17 protein-coding genes, 1 tRNA gene and 1 pseudogene are annotated in these 15,912 nt (G+C 61.8%); 11 read left to right on the forward strand and 8 right to left on the reverse strand.

The window, feature by feature from the left end; genetic code table 11:
• Window positions 1-4 precede the first annotated feature (4 nt).
• From kdpA to LB558_RS28780, 5 genes and pseudogenes are all read right to left on the reverse strand, one after another.
• Window positions 5-1,708 carry a potassium-transporting ATPase subunit KdpA gene (gene kdpA / locus LB558_RS28760; RefSeq protein ID WP_224700626.1) on the reverse strand — a complete coding sequence of 568 codons (1,704 nt, stop codon included), beginning with the start codon at window positions 1,706-1,708 and terminating at the stop codon, window positions 5-7.
• A 21-nt stretch (window positions 1,709-1,729) separates the two neighbouring features.
• Entirely contained in the window at window positions 1,730-1,819 is a 90-nt protein-coding gene (locus LB558_RS28765) for a K(+)-transporting ATPase subunit F (protein WP_032808122.1), read from the reverse strand.
• 453 nt (window positions 1,820-2,272) lie between these two features.
• Window positions 2,273-2,575 carry a DUF982 domain-containing protein gene (locus LB558_RS28770; RefSeq protein ID WP_127269540.1) on the reverse strand — a complete coding sequence of 101 codons (303 nt, stop codon included), beginning with the start codon at window positions 2,573-2,575 and terminating at the stop codon, window positions 2,273-2,275.
• Between the two features lie 257 nt (window positions 2,576-2,832).
• Window positions 2,833-2,919, reverse strand: a pseudogene (locus LB558_RS28775) (PhnA domain-containing protein); the annotation flags it as partial.
• A gap of 2 nt (window positions 2,920-2,921) precedes the next feature.
• A tRNA-Ser gene (locus LB558_RS28780) sits at window positions 2,922-3,011 on the reverse strand.
• Between the two features lie 360 nt (window positions 3,012-3,371).
• Here LB558_RS28780 and LB558_RS28785 point away from each other — a divergent pair.
• The 5 genes from LB558_RS28785 (at window position 3,372) to LB558_RS28805 (ending at window position 7,916) form a co-directional block, all read left to right on the forward strand.
• Complete coding sequence (locus LB558_RS28785; RefSeq protein WP_224700627.1) at window positions 3,372-4,076, forward strand: hypothetical protein; 705 nt, start codon at window positions 3,372-3,374, stop codon at window positions 4,074-4,076.
• A gap of 308 nt (window positions 4,077-4,384) precedes the next feature.
• Window positions 4,385-4,708, forward strand: coding sequence for a hypothetical protein (locus tag LB558_RS28790; RefSeq protein ID WP_127259908.1), 324 nt, complete (start codon window positions 4,385-4,387; stop codon window positions 4,706-4,708).
• A gap of 32 nt (window positions 4,709-4,740) precedes the next feature.
• Entirely contained in the window at window positions 4,741-5,406 is a 666-nt protein-coding gene (gene msrA / locus LB558_RS28795; RefSeq protein ID WP_224700628.1) for a peptide-methionine (S)-S-oxide reductase MsrA, read from the forward strand.
• Window positions 5,407-5,614: 208 nt separating this feature from the next.
• On the forward strand, window positions 5,615-6,604 hold the full coding sequence (locus LB558_RS28800) for a BMP family lipoprotein (protein ID WP_127259906.1): 990 nt from the start codon (window positions 5,615-5,617) through the stop codon (window positions 6,602-6,604).
• Between the two features lie 106 nt (window positions 6,605-6,710).
• Entirely contained in the window at window positions 6,711-7,916 is a 1,206-nt protein-coding gene (locus LB558_RS28805; protein WP_224700629.1) for a DUF4062 domain-containing protein, read from the forward strand.
• Here LB558_RS28805 and LB558_RS28810 read toward each other — a convergent pair.
• Both LB558_RS28810 and LB558_RS28815 read right to left on the reverse strand, forming a co-directional pair.
• The gene (locus LB558_RS28810; RefSeq protein WP_224700662.1) at window positions 7,892-8,287 is read right to left on the reverse strand and encodes a hypothetical protein; all 396 of its coding nucleotides are present in this window, start codon (window positions 8,285-8,287) and stop codon (window positions 7,892-7,894) included. The two genes, LB558_RS28805 and LB558_RS28810, sit on opposite strands and share 25 nt — an antisense overlap.
• 194 nt (window positions 8,288-8,481) lie before the next feature.
• Window positions 8,482-8,688, reverse strand: coding sequence for a SlyX family protein (locus LB558_RS28815; protein ID WP_206517352.1), 207 nt, complete (start codon window positions 8,686-8,688; stop codon window positions 8,482-8,484).
• Between the two features lie 231 nt (window positions 8,689-8,919).
• On the opposite strand from LB558_RS28815, the gene LB558_RS28820 reads away from it, so the two are divergent.
• The 6 genes from LB558_RS28820 to deoA are packed head-to-tail and all read left to right on the forward strand — an operon-like array spanning window position 8,920 to window position 15,169.
• Window positions 8,920-10,452, forward strand: a complete 1,533-nt coding sequence (locus LB558_RS28820; RefSeq protein WP_224700630.1) for an ABC transporter ATP-binding protein — start codon at window positions 8,920-8,922, stop codon at window positions 10,450-10,452.
• Window positions 10,449-11,588, forward strand: a complete 1,140-nt coding sequence (locus tag LB558_RS28825) for an ABC transporter permease (protein WP_027037671.1) — start codon at window positions 10,449-10,451, stop codon at window positions 11,586-11,588. Before LB558_RS28820 ends, LB558_RS28825 begins: the two co-directional genes overlap by 4 nt.
• A 1-nt stretch (window position 11,589) precedes the next feature.
• A complete protein-coding gene (locus tag LB558_RS28830) occupies window positions 11,590-12,561 on the forward strand; it encodes an ABC transporter permease (RefSeq protein ID WP_224700631.1) in 972 nt (323 codons plus the stop codon).
• 56 nt (window positions 12,562-12,617) lie between these two features.
• Window positions 12,618-13,010, forward strand: coding sequence for a cytidine deaminase (gene cdd / locus LB558_RS28835; protein WP_013529630.1), 393 nt, complete (start codon window positions 12,618-12,620; stop codon window positions 13,008-13,010).
• A 30-nt stretch (window positions 13,011-13,040) separates the two neighbouring features.
• On the forward strand, window positions 13,041-13,850 hold the full coding sequence (locus tag LB558_RS28840; RefSeq protein ID WP_224700632.1) for a purine-nucleoside phosphorylase: 810 nt from the start codon (window positions 13,041-13,043) through the stop codon (window positions 13,848-13,850).
• Window positions 13,850-15,169: a thymidine phosphorylase gene (gene deoA / locus LB558_RS28845; RefSeq protein ID WP_224700633.1), complete on the forward strand. Its 1,320-nt coding sequence runs from the start codon at window positions 13,850-13,852 to the stop codon at window positions 15,167-15,169. Before LB558_RS28840 ends, deoA begins: the two co-directional genes overlap by 1 nt.
• A gap of 76 nt (window positions 15,170-15,245) precedes the next feature.
• Here the strand turns inward: deoA and LB558_RS28850 are convergent, their stop codons facing one another.
• Window positions 15,246-15,809, reverse strand: coding sequence for a TIGR02281 family clan AA aspartic protease (locus LB558_RS28850; RefSeq protein WP_224700634.1), 564 nt, complete (start codon window positions 15,807-15,809; stop codon window positions 15,246-15,248).
• Between the last annotated feature and the right edge of the window lie 103 nt (window positions 15,810-15,912).

Here is a 15,912-nt window from a genome sequence, read left to right on the forward strand (position 1 = left end):
GGCCTCAGAAGGTCTGCCCGTGAGCCATCGCCAGGTGCTCGATGATCGGCCCGACGGCGAGCGCCGGGAAGAAGGTGAGGCCACCTACGATCAGGATGACGCCGACCAGCAGCCCGACGAACAGCGGGCCATCGGTCGGGAAGGTGCCGGCGGAAGCCGGAACCGTCTTCTTCGCCACCAGCGAGCCGGCAATGGCCAGCGCCGGAATGATGACCAGGAAGCGGCCCATCAGCATCCCGATGCCGATGGTGATGTTGTACCAGGGCGTGTTGCCGCTGAGGCCGCCAAAGGCTGAACCGTTGTTGGCCGCCGCCGAAGTGTAGGCATAGAGGACCTCCGAGAAGCCGTGCGGGCCGGCATTGCCCATCGACGCCACGCCGGTCGGCAGCACGACGGCGATGGCCGTGAAGATCAGCATCGCCAGCGGCAGGCACAGTATGGCCAGCATCGCCATCTTGACCTCCTTGGCCTCGATCTTCTTGCCGAGATATTCGGGCGTGCGGCCGACCATCAGGCCGGCGACGAAGACGGCGACGACGATGTACATCAGGATGCCGTAGAGGCCCGCGCCGACACCGCCGACGATGACTTCGCCAAGCTGCATGTTGATGATCGGGATCATGCCGCCGAGCGCCGTGAACGAGCCGTGCATGGCGTTCACCGCGCCGCAGGAAGCGGCCGTAGTGATGACGGCAAACAGCGCCGACAAGGCGATGCCGAAACGCGTCTCCTTGCCCTCCATGTTGCCGCCGTCGATGCCTAGCGCATGCACCAGCGGGTTACCGGCGGCTTCAGCCCAGTAGCAGATGGCGACACCGGCGATGAACATGACGCCCATGGCCGAGAGGATCGCCCAGCCCTGGCGCTGGTTGCCGATCATGCGGCCGAAGACATTGGTCAAGGCGGCGCCGATGGCGAAGATCGACACCATCTGGATCAGGTTGGAGATCGCGTCGGGGTTCTCGAACGGGTGCGCGGCATTGGCGTTGAAGAAGCCGCCGCCATTGGTGCCGAGCATCTTGATGGCAACCTGCGAAGCGACCGGGCCGACGGCGATGGTCTGCTGCGCGCCCTCCAGCGTCGTGGCGTCGACATAGGCGCCCAGCGTCTGCGGTATGCCGAGCCAGACATAGACCAGCGTCAGCACGATGCAGAACGGCAGCAGCAGATAGAGTGTGGAGCGGGTCATATCGACCCAGAAATTGCCGATCGACTTGCCCGAAGCCCGGGCAAGGCCGCGGATCAGCGCGATGGCGATGGCAATGCCGGTGGCCGCCGAAACGAAGTTCTGCACCGTCAGCCCGGCCATCTGCACGAGATAGGACATCGTGCTCTCGCCACCATAGTTCTGCCAGTTGGTGTTGGTCATGAAGCTGGCGGCGGTGTTGAAGGCCAGCCCTGGTTCAACCGCTGTCATGCCCGCCGGGTTGTAAGGCAGGCTGCCCTGCAGGCGCTGCAGGAAATAAAGCACCAGGAAGCCGACGAGGTTGAAGAGCAGCAGGGCGACCGCGTAGGTCGTCCAGTGCTGTTCCTCGCGTTCACTGGTTCCGCAAAGGCGATAGAGCCCGCGCTCGAGCGGGCCGAAGAGTGGCGAAAGCAGCGTGCGGTCGCCGTTGAAGACGCGGTGCATGTAGCCGCCGAGCGGCTTCACCAGCAATATGACGATCCCGCAATAGACCAGGATCTGTATCCAACCGTTCAATGTCATGGCTGTGGGCTTTCCGTGCCTTCAGAAGCGTTCTGGACGAACCAGCGCGTATGTCAGGTAGGCGAGCAGGAACAGCGTAACGCCGCCACCGAGAATATAGTCGACGATCATTTTTTCACCCTCGCTCTAGAGCGCGTCACAAGCTTTGATGTAGGCAAAACAAAGGGCGAAGAACAAAATCCCGATCCCGATAACGGCTATATCCATTGCGTTTATTCCTTTTTATTCTTTTGTACTTTGCGAATTTGACAGGATAGATCACAATATCTCAAAAGTGGCCCGTCGCATCCTTTGGCGACGGAACCGGTTGTGTTTTCTGAAGGGAATATGGACCCGATCGCCATAAAGGTTCGAGACGGGGCGCAGTGGAAAGAAATAGGAATTTCATAAAGATTTTTGCGCGGGCTCTTCCGAACACTCCACGCAGGGATTGTCGCGCAAGACACACGGTCAGCCACTGGATTGCGATTTCCTCGCGAGCTGCCGGAAAGGCGAAAGCCCGGCTGGGAGCCAGCCGGGCTTTCTATGGTGGTGTGGCTTTAGCCGCCACGTAGGCATCAATCTTCAGGCGGCGTAGCCGCCATAGCCACGCGCAACGGCGTGCACGCCCGCCACCGGCTCGAGGTCCGGCCACAGGATGCCGGCGGCTTGCGCGAATTCGAGCAACGCCCGGCGCGCCTGCTCGACGCTCACATAACCTGGAACGGCCAGATCACATGTCTCCACCGCGTTTCGGTAAAGCGGGCCGCGGCGGGAGGTCGTCCAATTGGTGAGGAAATCGTGCATTTCGGCCAGCGAGGCAATCTCGCGCTTGAAGCCGAGGCCGACCGACAGTGCGACCGGTGAATGAAACAGCTTGTCGTGCATGAAGCGGGCTCCTGGTTTTCGCGCGCTTGGAGAGATATCCGGGCGGGTCCGCGAACGGGACGCCGTGAAACGCGCAACGAGGCCGGAGGTTCCAGGCTTGGGCCTTGGGATTTTTTATTGTGCCTAGTCGGCGAAATTATCAATTTCGCAGCGCAACGATCGCGTGCCGGGCGCTCAACGGCTCCGCAGTCCACTTGGCGACGGCAGGCTCTCCAAAGTCCCGAAGGAGCCATCGAGATCGCTTGCCGCCTTGAGGCTCACGCTTTCTTCACGAACTCGGTCTTGAGCACCAGGCCTTTCACTTGCTTGGTGTTGCATTCGATCTCGCCGGGATTGCCGTTGAGGATGGCGGAGAGAGCGGGATTCGAACCCGCGTTACGGTCTCCCGTAAACACACTTTCCAGGCGTGCGCCTTCAACCACTCGGCCACCTCTCCGTCCATGCATGTCACGTCGGCCGGTTTTGCCGCGCGGGTTGGGGAGATGCACCTCCCTTGGGGCAAGGCGGAACTTCCGCCATCGGCGTCGCCAACCAGCAAACGCCTTCCCCGCACCTGAGCCATCGAAGCAACAGGCGCGGGGCTCATCTAGTCGATCCGGCGCCGAATGCCAAGCCATAACGGCAGTCAATTCGCTTTGCCGGCCACGCAGTATTTCACACGGCCGCCGGCGTGCCCGTTTTTGCGGGCGCCGCCGCTGCAATGGTGTGCACAGGCAGGACCGTAGGGACGGCCGCCCTTGACTTGCCCCGGAGTTGCCTGTCGGGTGCCGAGGCTTTGCGGGGGCATTGTGCGGACATGACATCGAGCAATGGACCGACGCCAGTCAGGCGGCCGGACAGCGGGCTGTCCTTCGTGCCGGTGGGCTGGCTTGTCTTCGTCATGGCGTGGTCGGTCTACGGCCTGATCTCCGTCTGGCCCGCAGTCGGCGCCACCGGCCTGCCAGACAGTGTGTTTTACCTTATCTATGGCGGGCTCGCCGTCGACATCGTCACCGTCCTGTGGGGGCTTTACCTGCTCGGCCTCGCCTTCGGCCGCTCGGCCCGCTTCCCGCGCCGGTTCACCATCTGGCAGATTTCCATAATCGTCGGGCTGCTGGTCATCCATGCCTATGCACTCACGGCGCCGGGATTCGTCTTTTCGAGCCAGGCGCTTGTCATCACCGGCGCCGAAATCGCCATCGGCGCTCTCTGCATCTATCTGCTGCGCCGTGGATCCGAAGCCGATGCCGTTTATGTCAATCCGGAAACCGAAAGCCCATCGGCCTTCGTCTCGGTCATCGCCGCGCTGCTCGGCATCGTCCTGGGCGCGGTCATCGGCGCGGTGGGCGGAGTCGCCATCGGCTCGGTGATCGCTGAAGCCACCGAGATGAGCTGTTTCGAGGGCGCCTGCGGCTATTTCGCCGTGTTCACCGGCCTGGCCGGCCTGGTGATCGGCGCCATTGGGGGCGGCGTTTTTGCCGTCTGGCGTGTCCATCGGCGCAAAAGGAAGCTGGCCGCATAATTCGCGCAGGACAACGAATCCGGGTTCCCCCGGGCATTAGAGACTTCGCCGGCGCGTCGGTTTGCGAGGCACCAAACGCAAAAACCCGCCTGTACGGCGGGTCGTCGGCGCAAGTCAGCACCATGCCGGAATTATTAGCATAGCTGCCCTCACATGTCAATGAAAAGCCACCCGACTGACTGTAGTCCGGCCTTCCGTCGACCTGAGTCTGGAGTCTGCAAATTCGCGTATGGCGATTGCGATCCAGCCATGCGCATTCTATCTCTGAAAGGCCCCTCGGGAGGGGACCAGCCCGGAGGAGGGTTCTGATGTTTCGCTTCGTCTTTCGTCTTGCCGCAATGATCGCGCTGTCGATTTCCGTCATCATGGCGGTGCTCGACGCGACACGCACCGTGGCGGCCTCCGTGCTGGTGCTGACCCCGCTCAACACCAGTTGGCTGGCGGTCTCGCCCGACACGCGGGCCGCCTTCGAGACCTTCATCCGAACCAAGGCCAGCCCGCTGCTGTGGGACGGCGCCATCGCCTGGGTGCTGAACCAGCCGGGCTTCGCCGTGTTCGCGGTGCTGGCTTTCCTGCTCTATGCGATAGGCTACAGGCGGCAACGTCGCGCCGGACAGTTCGTCGCAAACTGATCCGCTTTCCGCGAAGAGAGGGAAACCCGCGCATGTTCTTTCTCAGCGACATGCTGAACAAGAAGCTCAATCTGCCGAAGCCCTCCGAGGCCCTGCCGGGCCGCGCCAGGGCGATCCCGACCGCATCCAGGCACAAGGTCTTGAAAAGACCGCTCAAAGGTCCTTATCCCGAGAGGCTGGAGACGGCGATCTTCGGGCTGGGTTGCTTCTGGGGTGCGGAGCGGCTGTTCTGGCAGATCGAAGGCGTCTGGGTCACGGCGGCCGGCTATGCCGGCGGCTTCACGCCCAATCCGACCCATCAGGAGACCTGCACCGGGCTTACCGGTCATGCCGAAGTGGTGCTGGTGGTCCATGACCCCGGGATCGTCTCCTATGCCGGGCTTCTGAAGCTGTTCTGGGAAAGCCACGACCCCACGCAAGGCATGCGCCAGGGCAATGATGTCGGCACCGCCTATCGGTCCGCGATCTACACGAGCGACGAGGCGCAATTGTCGGCGGCGAGCGCCTCGCGCGACGCGTATGAAAGCGCGCTGCGCGGTGCCGGCCACGGCAGGATCACCACCGAGATCGCGCCGGCGGCCGAATTCTACTTCGCCGAATCCGATCACCAGCAATATCTGGCGAAGAACCCTTACGGCACTTGCAACCTCAAAGGCACCGGCGTCGCTTGCGCCATCCCTGCTGCCGCGTCCGCGTAACACTTGGCGCAAGGACAAGCTGCGGTGCGGCTTGCCCGCACCAAGCTTTTCCAAAAGGTCAAAATTCCGCGTGAATTTTGTTTCGGGCCATGCCAGATTGCCGCCGAGCGGGAGGGAGTACACTCCTGGCTGACGTCGCATGCCTGCCGGAGAACCGGGCCGGCATGCGGTGCGTAACGGAAAAAATAACCGACAGGGTGTGGATCACATGAAACGTATCGTTCTCGGCCTCCTGGCCGCAACCGCAATGGTTCTTCCGGCTTTCGCGGCGGATGTCCAGCCGGCCATCCTCTATGATCTCGGCGGCAAATTCGACAAATCCTTCAACGAGGCTGCCTATCACGGCGCCGAGAAATTCAAGACGGAAACCGGCACGGCCTACGTCGAATTCGAGGTCTCCAATGCCTCGCAGCGTGAGCAGGCGCTGCGCCGCTTCGCCGAGGACGGCCACAACCCGATCGTCATGGCCGGCTTCGCCTGGGAGGATGCGCTGAAGAAGGTCGCGGCCGAATATCCCGATCTCAACTTCGCCATCATCGACGACGCCGTCGACATGCCCAATGTCCGCTCGCTGGTATTCAAGGAAAACGAAGGCTCCTATCTCGTCGGCATCATGGCGGCGATGGCCTCGAAGTCCAAGAAGGTCTCCTTCGTCGGCGGCATGGACATCCCGCTGATCCGCAAGTTCGAATGCGGTTATGTCGGGGGCGCCAAATCGGCCGGCGCGACCGATGTCATCCAGAACATGACGGGTGACACGCCGGCTGCCTGGAACGATCCGGCCAAGGGCGGCGAGATCGCTAAGACGCAGATCGACCAGGGCTCCGACGTGGTCTATGCCGCGGCAGGCGGCACTGGCGTCGGCGTGCTGCAGGCTGCGGCGGATGCCGGCAAGCTCGGCATCGGTGTCGATTCCAACCAGAACGGCCTGCAGCCCGGCAAGGTGCTGACCTCGATGCTGAAGCGCGTCGACGTCGCCGTCTACACCGCCTTCATGGACGGCAAGAACGGCACCTTCAAGGGCGGCGTCGAGAATCTGGGCCTCAAGGAAGGTGGCGTCGACTACGCCATGGACGACAACAACAAGGCGCTGGTGACGGACGAGATGAAGACGGCCGTCGAAAAGGCCAAGGCCGACATCATCGCCGGCAAGATCGAAGTGCACGACTATACGGCTGATAACGCCTGCCCCTATTGATCCTATCAATGGCGAGGCCTTCAAACCGTCGGGTTCTCGCCCGGCGGTTTTTGTTGCGTGCGGCTCGTTCAATGTAAGTTAGCTGAAATCTTATTTGGATTTCTTCATGACTCGGCAGCAGCAAGTCGTTTCTGTATTTGTAGCGTCTCCCGGAGATGTCGCTGACGAGCGACAGAGGCTTGAGGAGGTTATTAATGAGTTGAATATCGCTTGGAGCCGCCAATTCAACACTCGATTTGAATTGCTGCGTTGGGAAACTCATACTTATCCCGATGTAGGGATGGATGGCCAGGATGTCATCAATCGACATATCCCTTCTGACTACGATATTTTTATCGGAATCATGTGGGGTAGATTTGGAACGCCAACAAACAGGGCCGAGTCGGGCACAGCTGAGGAATTTCAACGAGCGAAAGCGCGCTATGAGGAGAATTCTGATTCAGTGAAAATAATGGCGTACTTCAAGGACGAGCCTATTCCTCCTAGCAAAATGGATCCGGATCAGCTCACGAAGATAAATTCCTTTAAAAACTCATTGAAGGACGACGGCGTATTATATTTTGAGTTTAAAGACATCCGGGATTTCGAGCGCCTTGTTAGACTGCACTTAAGCCACCAGATTTTGAACTTTGTGCCCACGAATGTCGCGAATAATTCAATTGAGGTTTCAGAAAAGGCCCTCGAACCGCCAGCCAGTGACGCTGGCGATGAACTTGGTCTTTTCGATTATCTAGAAGCATTTGAAAAAAAGTTCGCGGAAGTCGCAGAGATAGCAAACCGCATTTCCGATGCAACCGCTGAATTGGGTGCGAAGCTGCAAAGTCGGACGTCGGAGGTTGGCGACCTAAAAAAAAACACACTCGGACAGATTGACCGAGTATCTGCCACGCAAATAATTTCTCATGCTGCAGACGATCTGAAGCATTTCTCGGGAAGACTCGACGAAGAGGTCCCACTCTATTCTGAGGCGTTTAGTTTGGGCATGGACGCTTTCATTAAATACGCCGCCCTATCTGAAGAATTCAAAAATGACGATAGAGATATCGATCAAGTTAAAGAGAATTTAGATAGCATTAAAAATTTGAGATCAATTTTAAGCAGCTCAAAGGGTAACTTGGAAACATTCAGAGTAAGCATCGGCGCGCTTCCTAGGATGACGAGCGAACTGAACAAAGCGAGACGACGCACGGCGGACTCAATGGACCGACTTCTCGAAGAGTTTTCCCGTCAAGAGAGCATGTTGGATGGTGCTGTCGCAATTTTGGAACAAATGATTTCTAACGAGCCTCAAACGAGCTTACTCGCCAGATAACCCAGCGCGAACGCCACCATCAGCCCGGCTGCAGCCACAAATCCGCGCCGGCCGCCAAGCGTATGCAGGCCGACGCCGTATGGCCGCTGCGACAGGCTTCGGATCACGGTCGGCGGCCTGGCGTCGCTCAGGCCAGAACTACGCATCTGCGGCAGATCGCCAATCCGCTGCGTGATCTGCTTCCAGCGCTCCTCGCCGCTGGCTGGGTCGGCACGGTCGAAGATGTGCATGCGTTCGGCAAGCTGCACGACCGCGTCGCGGAAGGCGGGATCAATCTCGAGGTCGCGCTCTGCCCTTTCACGTTCCGCATCGTTCATAAGACCGAGCACATAGTCGCCGGCCCGCGCGATGCGATCGCTTTCACTGACCACGGCGTGCACCTTCCCTTTTTTCCTCAGAGACTGTTTCGAAATTCGCTCTGGCGAGTCATATGATGGTGATTTCGAGAACCAGAGCGCAGCGGACGTTTGGGTCCGTGAGCTCAGTTCTACTGCACGCAGTAGAACGGGGAAGCGCAGAAAACCCCATCAGATGGCCGCTCAGAGTAGAATTTCCAAACAGTCTCTCACCAGTGCGGCGGCTTGGTCACCGGCACTTCATCTCCTGTCTGCTCCTCCAGCGCCAGGAAGCGATCCGTTAGCGAGTCGAGCTTGCGCTGCATGCGCTCGATCACTTTCCACTGCTCGGCGATCTGGCCGGACAGTTCCTCGATGGTCTTCTCCTGCTCGGCGGCGCGGATCTCCAGCGTCGTCAGCCGGTCGGCGGGCATGATCATGTGAATTCCCCAGTCTTCACCGCGATGTCTTGCGCCGTGATGTTCTTGCGCCGTGATGCGAATTTCGGCTCCGTCATACTAGCGAATGTGAAGGCCTCGGCCACGTTGGAAATTGACAAGCGCACCGGGATTTGTCGAGAGTGAACCTGCTCCGCCAATTGGCACGGGGGGAGCGTCATGCTAGGCGTTTTGACCAAGCGATAAAAAAATAAGAGTGGGACAGGCTGCATGGCGCAAGCCGCAATCGAGTTGATCGGCATCAACAAGAGTTTTGGTGCGGTGCGCGCCAACCGGGACATCAATCTCGAGATCGGTCGCGGCACGATCCACGGCATTGTCGGCGAGAACGGAGCTGGCAAATCGACGTTGATGTCGATCCTCTACGGCTTCTACCAGGCCGACAGCGGCGAGATCCGCGTTGGCGGCCAGCCGGCCTCGATCAAGACCCCCAATGACGCCATCGCGCTCGGCATCGGCATGGTGCATCAGCACTTCATGCTGGTCGACAATTTCACGGTGCTGGAGAACGTCATCCTCGGCGCCGAAAGCGATGCGCTGCTGAAGAAGAGCATCGCCAAGGCGCGCTCCGAACTGGAGCGGCTGGAGCGTGAATACGGGCTGGAAGTCGATCCCGATGCAGTCATCGAGGAGCTGCCGGTCGGCCTGCAGCAGCGTGTCGAGATCCTGAAGGCACTCTATCGCGGCGCCGAGATCCTGATCCTCGACGAGCCGACGGGCGTGCTGACACCGGCCGAGGCCGACCATCTTTTCCGCATCCTCGGGCAGCTGAAAGACCAGGGCAAGACGGTGGTGCTGATCACCCACAAATTGCGCGAGATCATGGCCATCACCGACACCGTGTCGGTGATGCGCCAGGGCACGATGGTGGCGACGCGCGAAACCAGGAAGACGACTGTCGAGGAACTGGCCGAGCTGATGGTCGGGCGACGCGTGCTCTTGCGGGTCGAGAAGGGCGAGGCGGCAGCCGGCGGCGTCAAGCTCGCGGTTAAGAACCTGACGGTGAAGGATACGCGCGGCGTCACCATGGTCGACGACATCTCCTTCGATATCAGGGCGGGCGAGATCGTCGGCATCGCCGGCGTCGCCGGCAACGGACAATCCGAACTGCTCGAGGCGATTTCCGGCATCAGGCGCGCCGTGTCCGGGTCTGTCATGCTCGACGGCAAGCCGATCGACCTGACCGGTGCGGCAGATCCCGGCGAACTGCGCGACCGCGGGCTGGCGCATGTGCCGGAGGACCGCCATCACGTCGGGCTGGTGCTGGCCTTCGAGGAGAACGAGAATTCGATCCTCGGCTATCACGATGATCCCCGCTATCTCCGGGGCCCTTTCCTCAACATCGATGCCATCCGCAACGATGCCAGGGACAAGATCGCCAAATACGACATCCGCCCGGCCGACTGCCGGCTGAAGACCGCCAATTTCTCCGGCGGCAACCAGCAGAAGATCGTGCTGGCGAGGGAGATGGAACAGGACCCGGGTGTTCTGATCGTTGGCCAGCCGACACGCGGCGTCGACGTCGGCGCCATCGAGTTCATCCACAAGCGCCTGATCGCCATGCGCGACCAGGGCAAGGCGGTGTTGGTGGTGTCGGTCGAGCTGGACGAGATCCGTTCGCTGTCCGACCGTATCCTGGTGATGTTTGCCGGCCGCATCGTCGGCGAGCGCGGTCCCGAAGCGACCGAGGGCGAGCTCGGCCTGCTGATGGCCGGCATCGAGCACCAGGAGGCAGCACTTTGAGCACGCCTTACGCCAAACTGCCGGCTTGGGCCGACTATGGCCTGATCCCGCTGATCAATCTGTTCGTCGCCTTCGTCGTCGCCGGCTTCGTCGTGCTTCTGGTCGGCGAAAACCCGCTGCGCGCCGCCGTCATCCTGGTCGAGGGCGCCTTCGGCAAAGGTACAGGCATCGCCTTCACCCTCTTTTATGCCACCACCTTCATCTTCACCGGGCTTTCGGTGGCGGTGGCCGCGCATTGCGGCCTGTTCAACATCGGCACCGAGGGGCAGGCCTACATCGCCGGCCTCGGCATCGCCATCGTCTGCCTGAGCTTCGACAGTACACTGCCATGGTGGCTGACCTTCCCGCTGGCGATCATTGCAGCGGCGGCGGTGGGCGCATTGTGGGCGCTGATCCCGGCCTATCTGCAGGCCAAGCGTGGCTCGCACATCGTCATCACCACCATCATGTTCAACTTCATCGCCGCTTCGATCATGGTTTACCTGCTGGTCGGCCCTTTGAAGCCAGCCGCCTCGCAAGCGCCGCAGACGCGCAACTTCCTTGCCGGCGCGGAATTACCCAAGCTCAACTGGATCATCGAGCTGTTCGGCGCCAAGATCCGTTCGGCGCCGCTCAACGTCACCTTCCTGCTGGCGCTGGTCATGGCCTTCCTGGTCTGGCTGCTGATCTGGCGCACCAAGCTCGGCTATGAGATGCGCACCTACGGTCACAGCCCGAAGGCGGCACGCTATGCCGGCATTTCCGAAACCCGCATCATCATCACCGCCATGATGATCTCGGGCGGGCTGGCCGGCATGATGGCGCTCAATCCGGTGATGGGCGATCAGCACAATGTCGCCATCGACTTCGTTTCCGGCGCCGGCTTCGTCGGCATCGCCGTGGCGCTGATGGGCCGCCTGCACCCTGTCGGCATTGTCCTGGCGGCGATCCTGTTCGGCATGCTTTACCAGGGCGGCGCCGAACTCGCCTTCGAGATGCCGGCAATCAGCCGCGACATGATCGTCATCATTCAAGGCTTGGTGATCCTGTTTGCCGGTGCCCTCGAGCACATGTTCCGGCCCTACATCCAGGCGCTGTTCGCCTCGTTCAGTCCGCGATCGGTCGGCATGGAAGCGGTCAAGGGGAAAGGTGCCTGAGATGGATGTGTTCAACGCGATCATCCAGACATTGGACTCCACCATCCGCCTCTCGGTGCCGCTGCTGCTTGCCTGCCTCGCCGGGCTCTATTCGGAACGCGCCGGTATCTTCGACATCGGCCTCGAAGGCAAGATGCTGGTCGGCGCCTTCGCTGGTGCCGCGGCCGCTTCCGTGTTCCATTCGGCCTTTCTCGGCCTCGGCATGGCGATCCTGATCTCGGTCGCCTTCGCCATGGTCCACGGCTTTGCCTCGATCACCCATCGCGGCAACCAGATCGTCTCCGGCGTCGCGATCAATTTCATCGCCGCCGGCTCGACCATCATCCTCGGCCAGGCCTGGTTCCAGCAGGGCGGGCGCACGCCGGCGCTGCAACCGGGCGAGCGCTTCGAGGCCATCACCCTGCCGGGTGCCGAGGCCATCCGCGACGTGCCGATCATCGGACCGATCTATGCCGAGCTCCTGTCAGGCCACTCGATCCTGGTCTATCTTGCCTTCCTGATGGTGCCGTTCACCTGGTGGGTGCTGTTTCGCACCCGTTTTGGCCTCAGGCTGCGCGCCGTAGGCGAGAACCCGGCCGCCGTCGACACCGCCGGCATATCGGTCGCCTGGCTGCGCTACAGGGCGCTGATCTGCACCGGCATCCTCACCGGCATTGCCGGCGCCTACCTGTCGATGGTGCAAAATGGCGGCTTCGTGAAGGACATGACCGCCGGCAAGGGCTACATCGCGCTGGCAGCCCTGATCTTCGCCAAGTGGAAGCCGGTCAACGCCATGTTCGCCTGCCTTCTGTTCGGCTTCCTGGACGCGGCGTCGATCCGCCTGCAAGGCTCGCCGCTGCCCATCATCGGCAAGGTGCCGGCGCAATTCATGCAGGCGCTGCCCTACATCCTCACCGTCATCCTGCTCGCCGGCTTCATCGGCAAGGCAATCCCGCCCCGCGCCGGCGGCGTGCCTTATGTCAAGGAACGTTGAGCGGCAGGTCGGCTTTGCGCCGGGTTTTGAACACGATCATCGGAGAGAACACCTGAATGTCGCATGATCTGTTCGAGGCCGCCAAGGCCGCCATGGCCAAGGCCTACGCGCCCTATTCCAAGTTTCCGGTCGGCGCTGCCTTGCGCACCGAGGACGGGCGCGTCTTTACCGGCGCCAACATCGAAGTCGCCTCCTATCCGGAAGGCTGGTGCGCCGAGACCACGGCGCTCGGCCACTACATCATGGGCGGCGGCGGCAAGATCGTGGAGATCGCCGTCCTTGCCGAACGCATGGCCAAATGCTCGCCTTGCGGCGGCTGCCGCCAGCGGCTTGCCGAATTCTGCCGGCCGGAAACAAAGCTCTATCTCTGCGACAATGCCGGTGTGGCCGAGACCGTGACCATGGGCGACATGCTGCCCTATGGCTTCCGCGGCGATATTTTGAAATGAACAACGGGCTCAAATGAACAGCTGGCAACGATGACGGAAAAAGCCCTGGATCATCTCGTCGAAAGGCTGGACGGCCTGGCGCCGGCCACGGCACTGGTGCTCGGTTCGGGCCTCGGCGGTCTGGTCGACCAGATCGAGGACCCGATCCGCATCTCCTATGCCGATCTGCCGGGTTTTCCCAGAAGCAGTGTCACCGGGCACGCCGGCGAAGTGGTGGCAGGGCTGTTTGCCGGTGTGCCGGTGCTGATGCTGTCGGGCCGCGCCCATTACTACGAGCACGGCGTTGCCGCGGCGATGCGGCCGGTGCTGGAAGTGCTTGCCGGCATCGGCATCACGAAACTGATCCTCACCAATGCCGCCGGCTCGGTCGATCCGGACATGCCGCCGGGCTCGGTGATGCTGATATCGGACCACATCAATTTCTCGGGCACCAACCCGCTGATCGGCGAACCAAGCGACCGGCGTTTCGTCGGCCTCACCGAAGCCTATGATGCCGGCATCCGCCAGGCCATCGAACGGGCGGCAAACGCGACCGGCACCACCCTGCACAAGGGCGTCTATATGTGGTTCTCCGGCCCATGCTTCGAAACGCCGGCCGAAATCCGCATGGCGCGCATCATGGGCGCCAATGCGGTCGGCATGTCGACCGTACCGGAGGTCATTCTCGCCCGCTTCCTCGGACTGCGCGTCGCCGCCTGTTCGGTCATCACCAATTTGGCGGCCGGCATGACCGGGGCCGAGCTTTCGCACCAGGAGACCAAGGACATGGCGCCGTTCGGCGGCGCGCGGCTGGCGACGATCCTGCAGCGCGTGTTCCGCGACGGACTGCTGGAGATCTGATGCTTCCCCAGGAAATCATCCGCCGCAAGCGCGATGGCCTCAAGCTGTCGGAAGAGGAGATCGCCGGCTTCGTCGAGGGCGTGACGTCGGGCGCCGTTACGGACGGCCAGGCCGGCGCCTTCGCCATGGCGGTGTTCTTCAACGGCATGAACCGCGACGAGGCCGTGGCGCTGACGCTGGCGATGCGCGATTCCGGCGATGTGCTCGACTGGTCGGACCTGCCCGGCCCGGTCACCGACAAGCATTCGACCGGCGGCGTCGGCGACAATGTCTCGCTGATGCTGGCGCCGATCGTCGCCGCCTGCGGCGCCTATGTACCGATGATCTCGGGCCGTGGCCTTGGCCACACCGGTGGTACGCTGGACAAGATGGATGCCATCCCCGGCTACATCAGCCAGCCCGATGTCGCGCTATTTCGCAAGGCGGTGCTCGAAACAGGCTGTGCCATCATCGGCCAGACCGCCGACCTCGCGCCCGCCGATCGACGGCTCTATGCGATCCGCGACGTTTCCGGCACGGTCGAATCGGTGCCGCTGATCACCGCTTCGATCCTGTCGAAGAAGCTGGCGGCCGGGCTGCAATCGCTGGTGCTCGACGTCAAGGTCGGCAACGGCGCCTTCATGGAAAAATCGCGCGACGCCACCGCACTCGCCAACAGCCTGGTAGAGATCGCCAACGGCGCCGGACTCAAGGCCTCGGCGTTGATCACCGGCATGAACGAGCCCCTGGCGTCGGCTGCCGGCAATGCCGTCGAGGTGCGCAACGCCGTCGATTTCCTCACCGGCCGGTATCGTGACCGTCGGCTCGAGGATGTGACGCTGGCGCTGGCCGCCGAAATGCTGCAGTCGGCCAGGCTGGTGTCGTCCAACCAGGATGGCATGCGGCGCGCCACCGAGACGCTCGCCAGCGGCCGCGCCGCCGCCACTTTCGCACGCATGGTGGCCACGCTTGGCGGCCCCGCCGATTTCATCGAGAAGCCGGAAAAATACCTGCCAGCGGCTGCGATCGAATTTGCCGTCAAGGCGACCGCAAATGGCTTCGTCACCGGCATCGCCACCCGCGACATCGGGCTCGCCGTGGTTGGCCTGGGAGGTGGGCGCACGCGGTCGGACGACAAGGTCGACCCCGCGGTCGGAATTAGCAGGCTGTTGCCGGTCGGTGCGGAGGTTGGGGTCGGCGAGCCGCTGGCGCTCGTCCATGCCCGCTCATCGGCCGATGCCGAGACCGCTGCCATAACCGTGCTTTCGGCCTATACGGTCGGCGCCTCGAAGCCGCCCGCCGACAAATCGGTCATCCGGCGGATTCTGCCGCGCGGCTAATGCATGTCGCCCAAAAGTGGGTTTCCCGGGAAAAGCGCATAGCGCTTTCCCTTGGGAATTGCGGAAACGAATAGCGTTACTGAACGAGCAGCAGCGTGCCGTTCTCGACCTGGTATTTGTCGAGCCGGTTGAGGAAGCTCATACCGATCAGATTGGTGCGCAGCGCCCTGTCGTCGAGCACGATGGTCTGGACGTCGTTGACCGTGATGTTGCCGATCTGCAGGCGGTCGATCATGGCCACGGCCGCCTTGATGGTGCCGTTGGCTGTGTTGACCTCGCGGTTGAAGTCGGAAGCGTTCAGCGACAGGCCGATCCTGCGTGCCGTCGAAATATTGATGGCTACCAGCGTGGCGCCGGTGTCGATCATGCCGTCGACCTGACGTCCATTGAGCTTGAAGGGCGATGAAAAGTGTCCGCGCTCGTCTGCCGACACGACCACCTTGCGGCCCATCGGCAGCGGTGCCGCGGGCTTGTTGGGCACCGATGCCAGATTGACATCCGGTTGGGCTTCGGCGGCTTGTTTGCCCGGCACCGCCGACCTCAGCAGTTTTTCGACGAGTTGCGGATTCGACTGATACACAATCGGTATCGATGCCGATGAGCCGGCGAAAACGGCGAGGATCAGAAGTTTGCGCAGCATGGATCGGCCTCGCCGCATGACCCCGAAAATCGGGATCGATTTTCGGAAAGGCTCATGCGCAAAATCAAAAGTGCTACAGCGTCCTTTGCGCATCCGAAATGGA

The organism is Mesorhizobium sp. CO1-1-8 (assembly GCF_020164875.1).
GTDB lineage: Bacteria > Pseudomonadota > Alphaproteobacteria > Rhizobiales > Rhizobiaceae > Mesorhizobium.

What these genes read in the sequence shown, in the direction of transcription:
- LB558_RS28850 (WP_224700634.1), bottom strand. Translation starts at nt 15,809, where the DNA reads ATGCTGCGCAAACTTCTGATCCTCGCCGTTTTCGCCGGCTCATCGGCA.
- LB558_RS28790 (WP_127259908.1), top strand. Translation starts at nt 4,385, where the DNA reads ATGTTTCGCTTCGTCTTTCGTCTTGCCGCAATGATCGCGCTGTCGATT.
- LB558_RS28800 (WP_127259906.1), top strand. Translation starts at nt 5,615, where the DNA reads ATGAAACGTATCGTTCTCGGCCTCCTGGCCGCAACCGCAATGGTTCTT.
- cdd (WP_013529630.1), top strand. Translation starts at nt 12,618, where the DNA reads ATGTCGCATGATCTGTTCGAGGCCGCCAAGGCCGCCATGGCCAAGGCC.
- LB558_RS28765 (WP_032808122.1), bottom strand. Translation starts at nt 1,819, where the DNA reads ATGATCGTCGACTATATTCTCGGTGGCGGCGTTACGCTGTTCCTGCTC.
- LB558_RS28785 (WP_224700627.1), top strand. Translation starts at nt 3,372, where the DNA reads ATGACATCGAGCAATGGACCGACGCCAGTCAGGCGGCCGGACAGCGGG.
- LB558_RS28840 (WP_224700632.1), top strand. Translation starts at nt 13,041, where the DNA reads ATGACGGAAAAAGCCCTGGATCATCTCGTCGAAAGGCTGGACGGCCTG.
- LB558_RS28830 (WP_224700631.1), top strand. Translation starts at nt 11,590, where the DNA reads ATGGATGTGTTCAACGCGATCATCCAGACATTGGACTCCACCATCCGC.
- LB558_RS28770 (WP_127269540.1), bottom strand. Translation starts at nt 2,575, where the DNA reads ATGCACGACAAGCTGTTTCATTCACCGGTCGCACTGTCGGTCGGCCTC.
- LB558_RS28820 (WP_224700630.1), top strand. Translation starts at nt 8,920, where the DNA reads ATGGCGCAAGCCGCAATCGAGTTGATCGGCATCAACAAGAGTTTTGGT.
- deoA (WP_224700633.1), top strand. Translation starts at nt 13,850, where the DNA reads ATGCTTCCCCAGGAAATCATCCGCCGCAAGCGCGATGGCCTCAAGCTG.
- kdpA (WP_224700626.1), bottom strand. Translation starts at nt 1,708, where the DNA reads ATGACATTGAACGGTTGGATACAGATCCTGGTCTATTGCGGGATCGTC.
- LB558_RS28805 (WP_224700629.1), top strand. Translation starts at nt 6,711, where the DNA reads ATGACTCGGCAGCAGCAAGTCGTTTCTGTATTTGTAGCGTCTCCCGGA.
- msrA (WP_224700628.1), top strand. Translation starts at nt 4,741, where the DNA reads ATGTTCTTTCTCAGCGACATGCTGAACAAGAAGCTCAATCTGCCGAAG.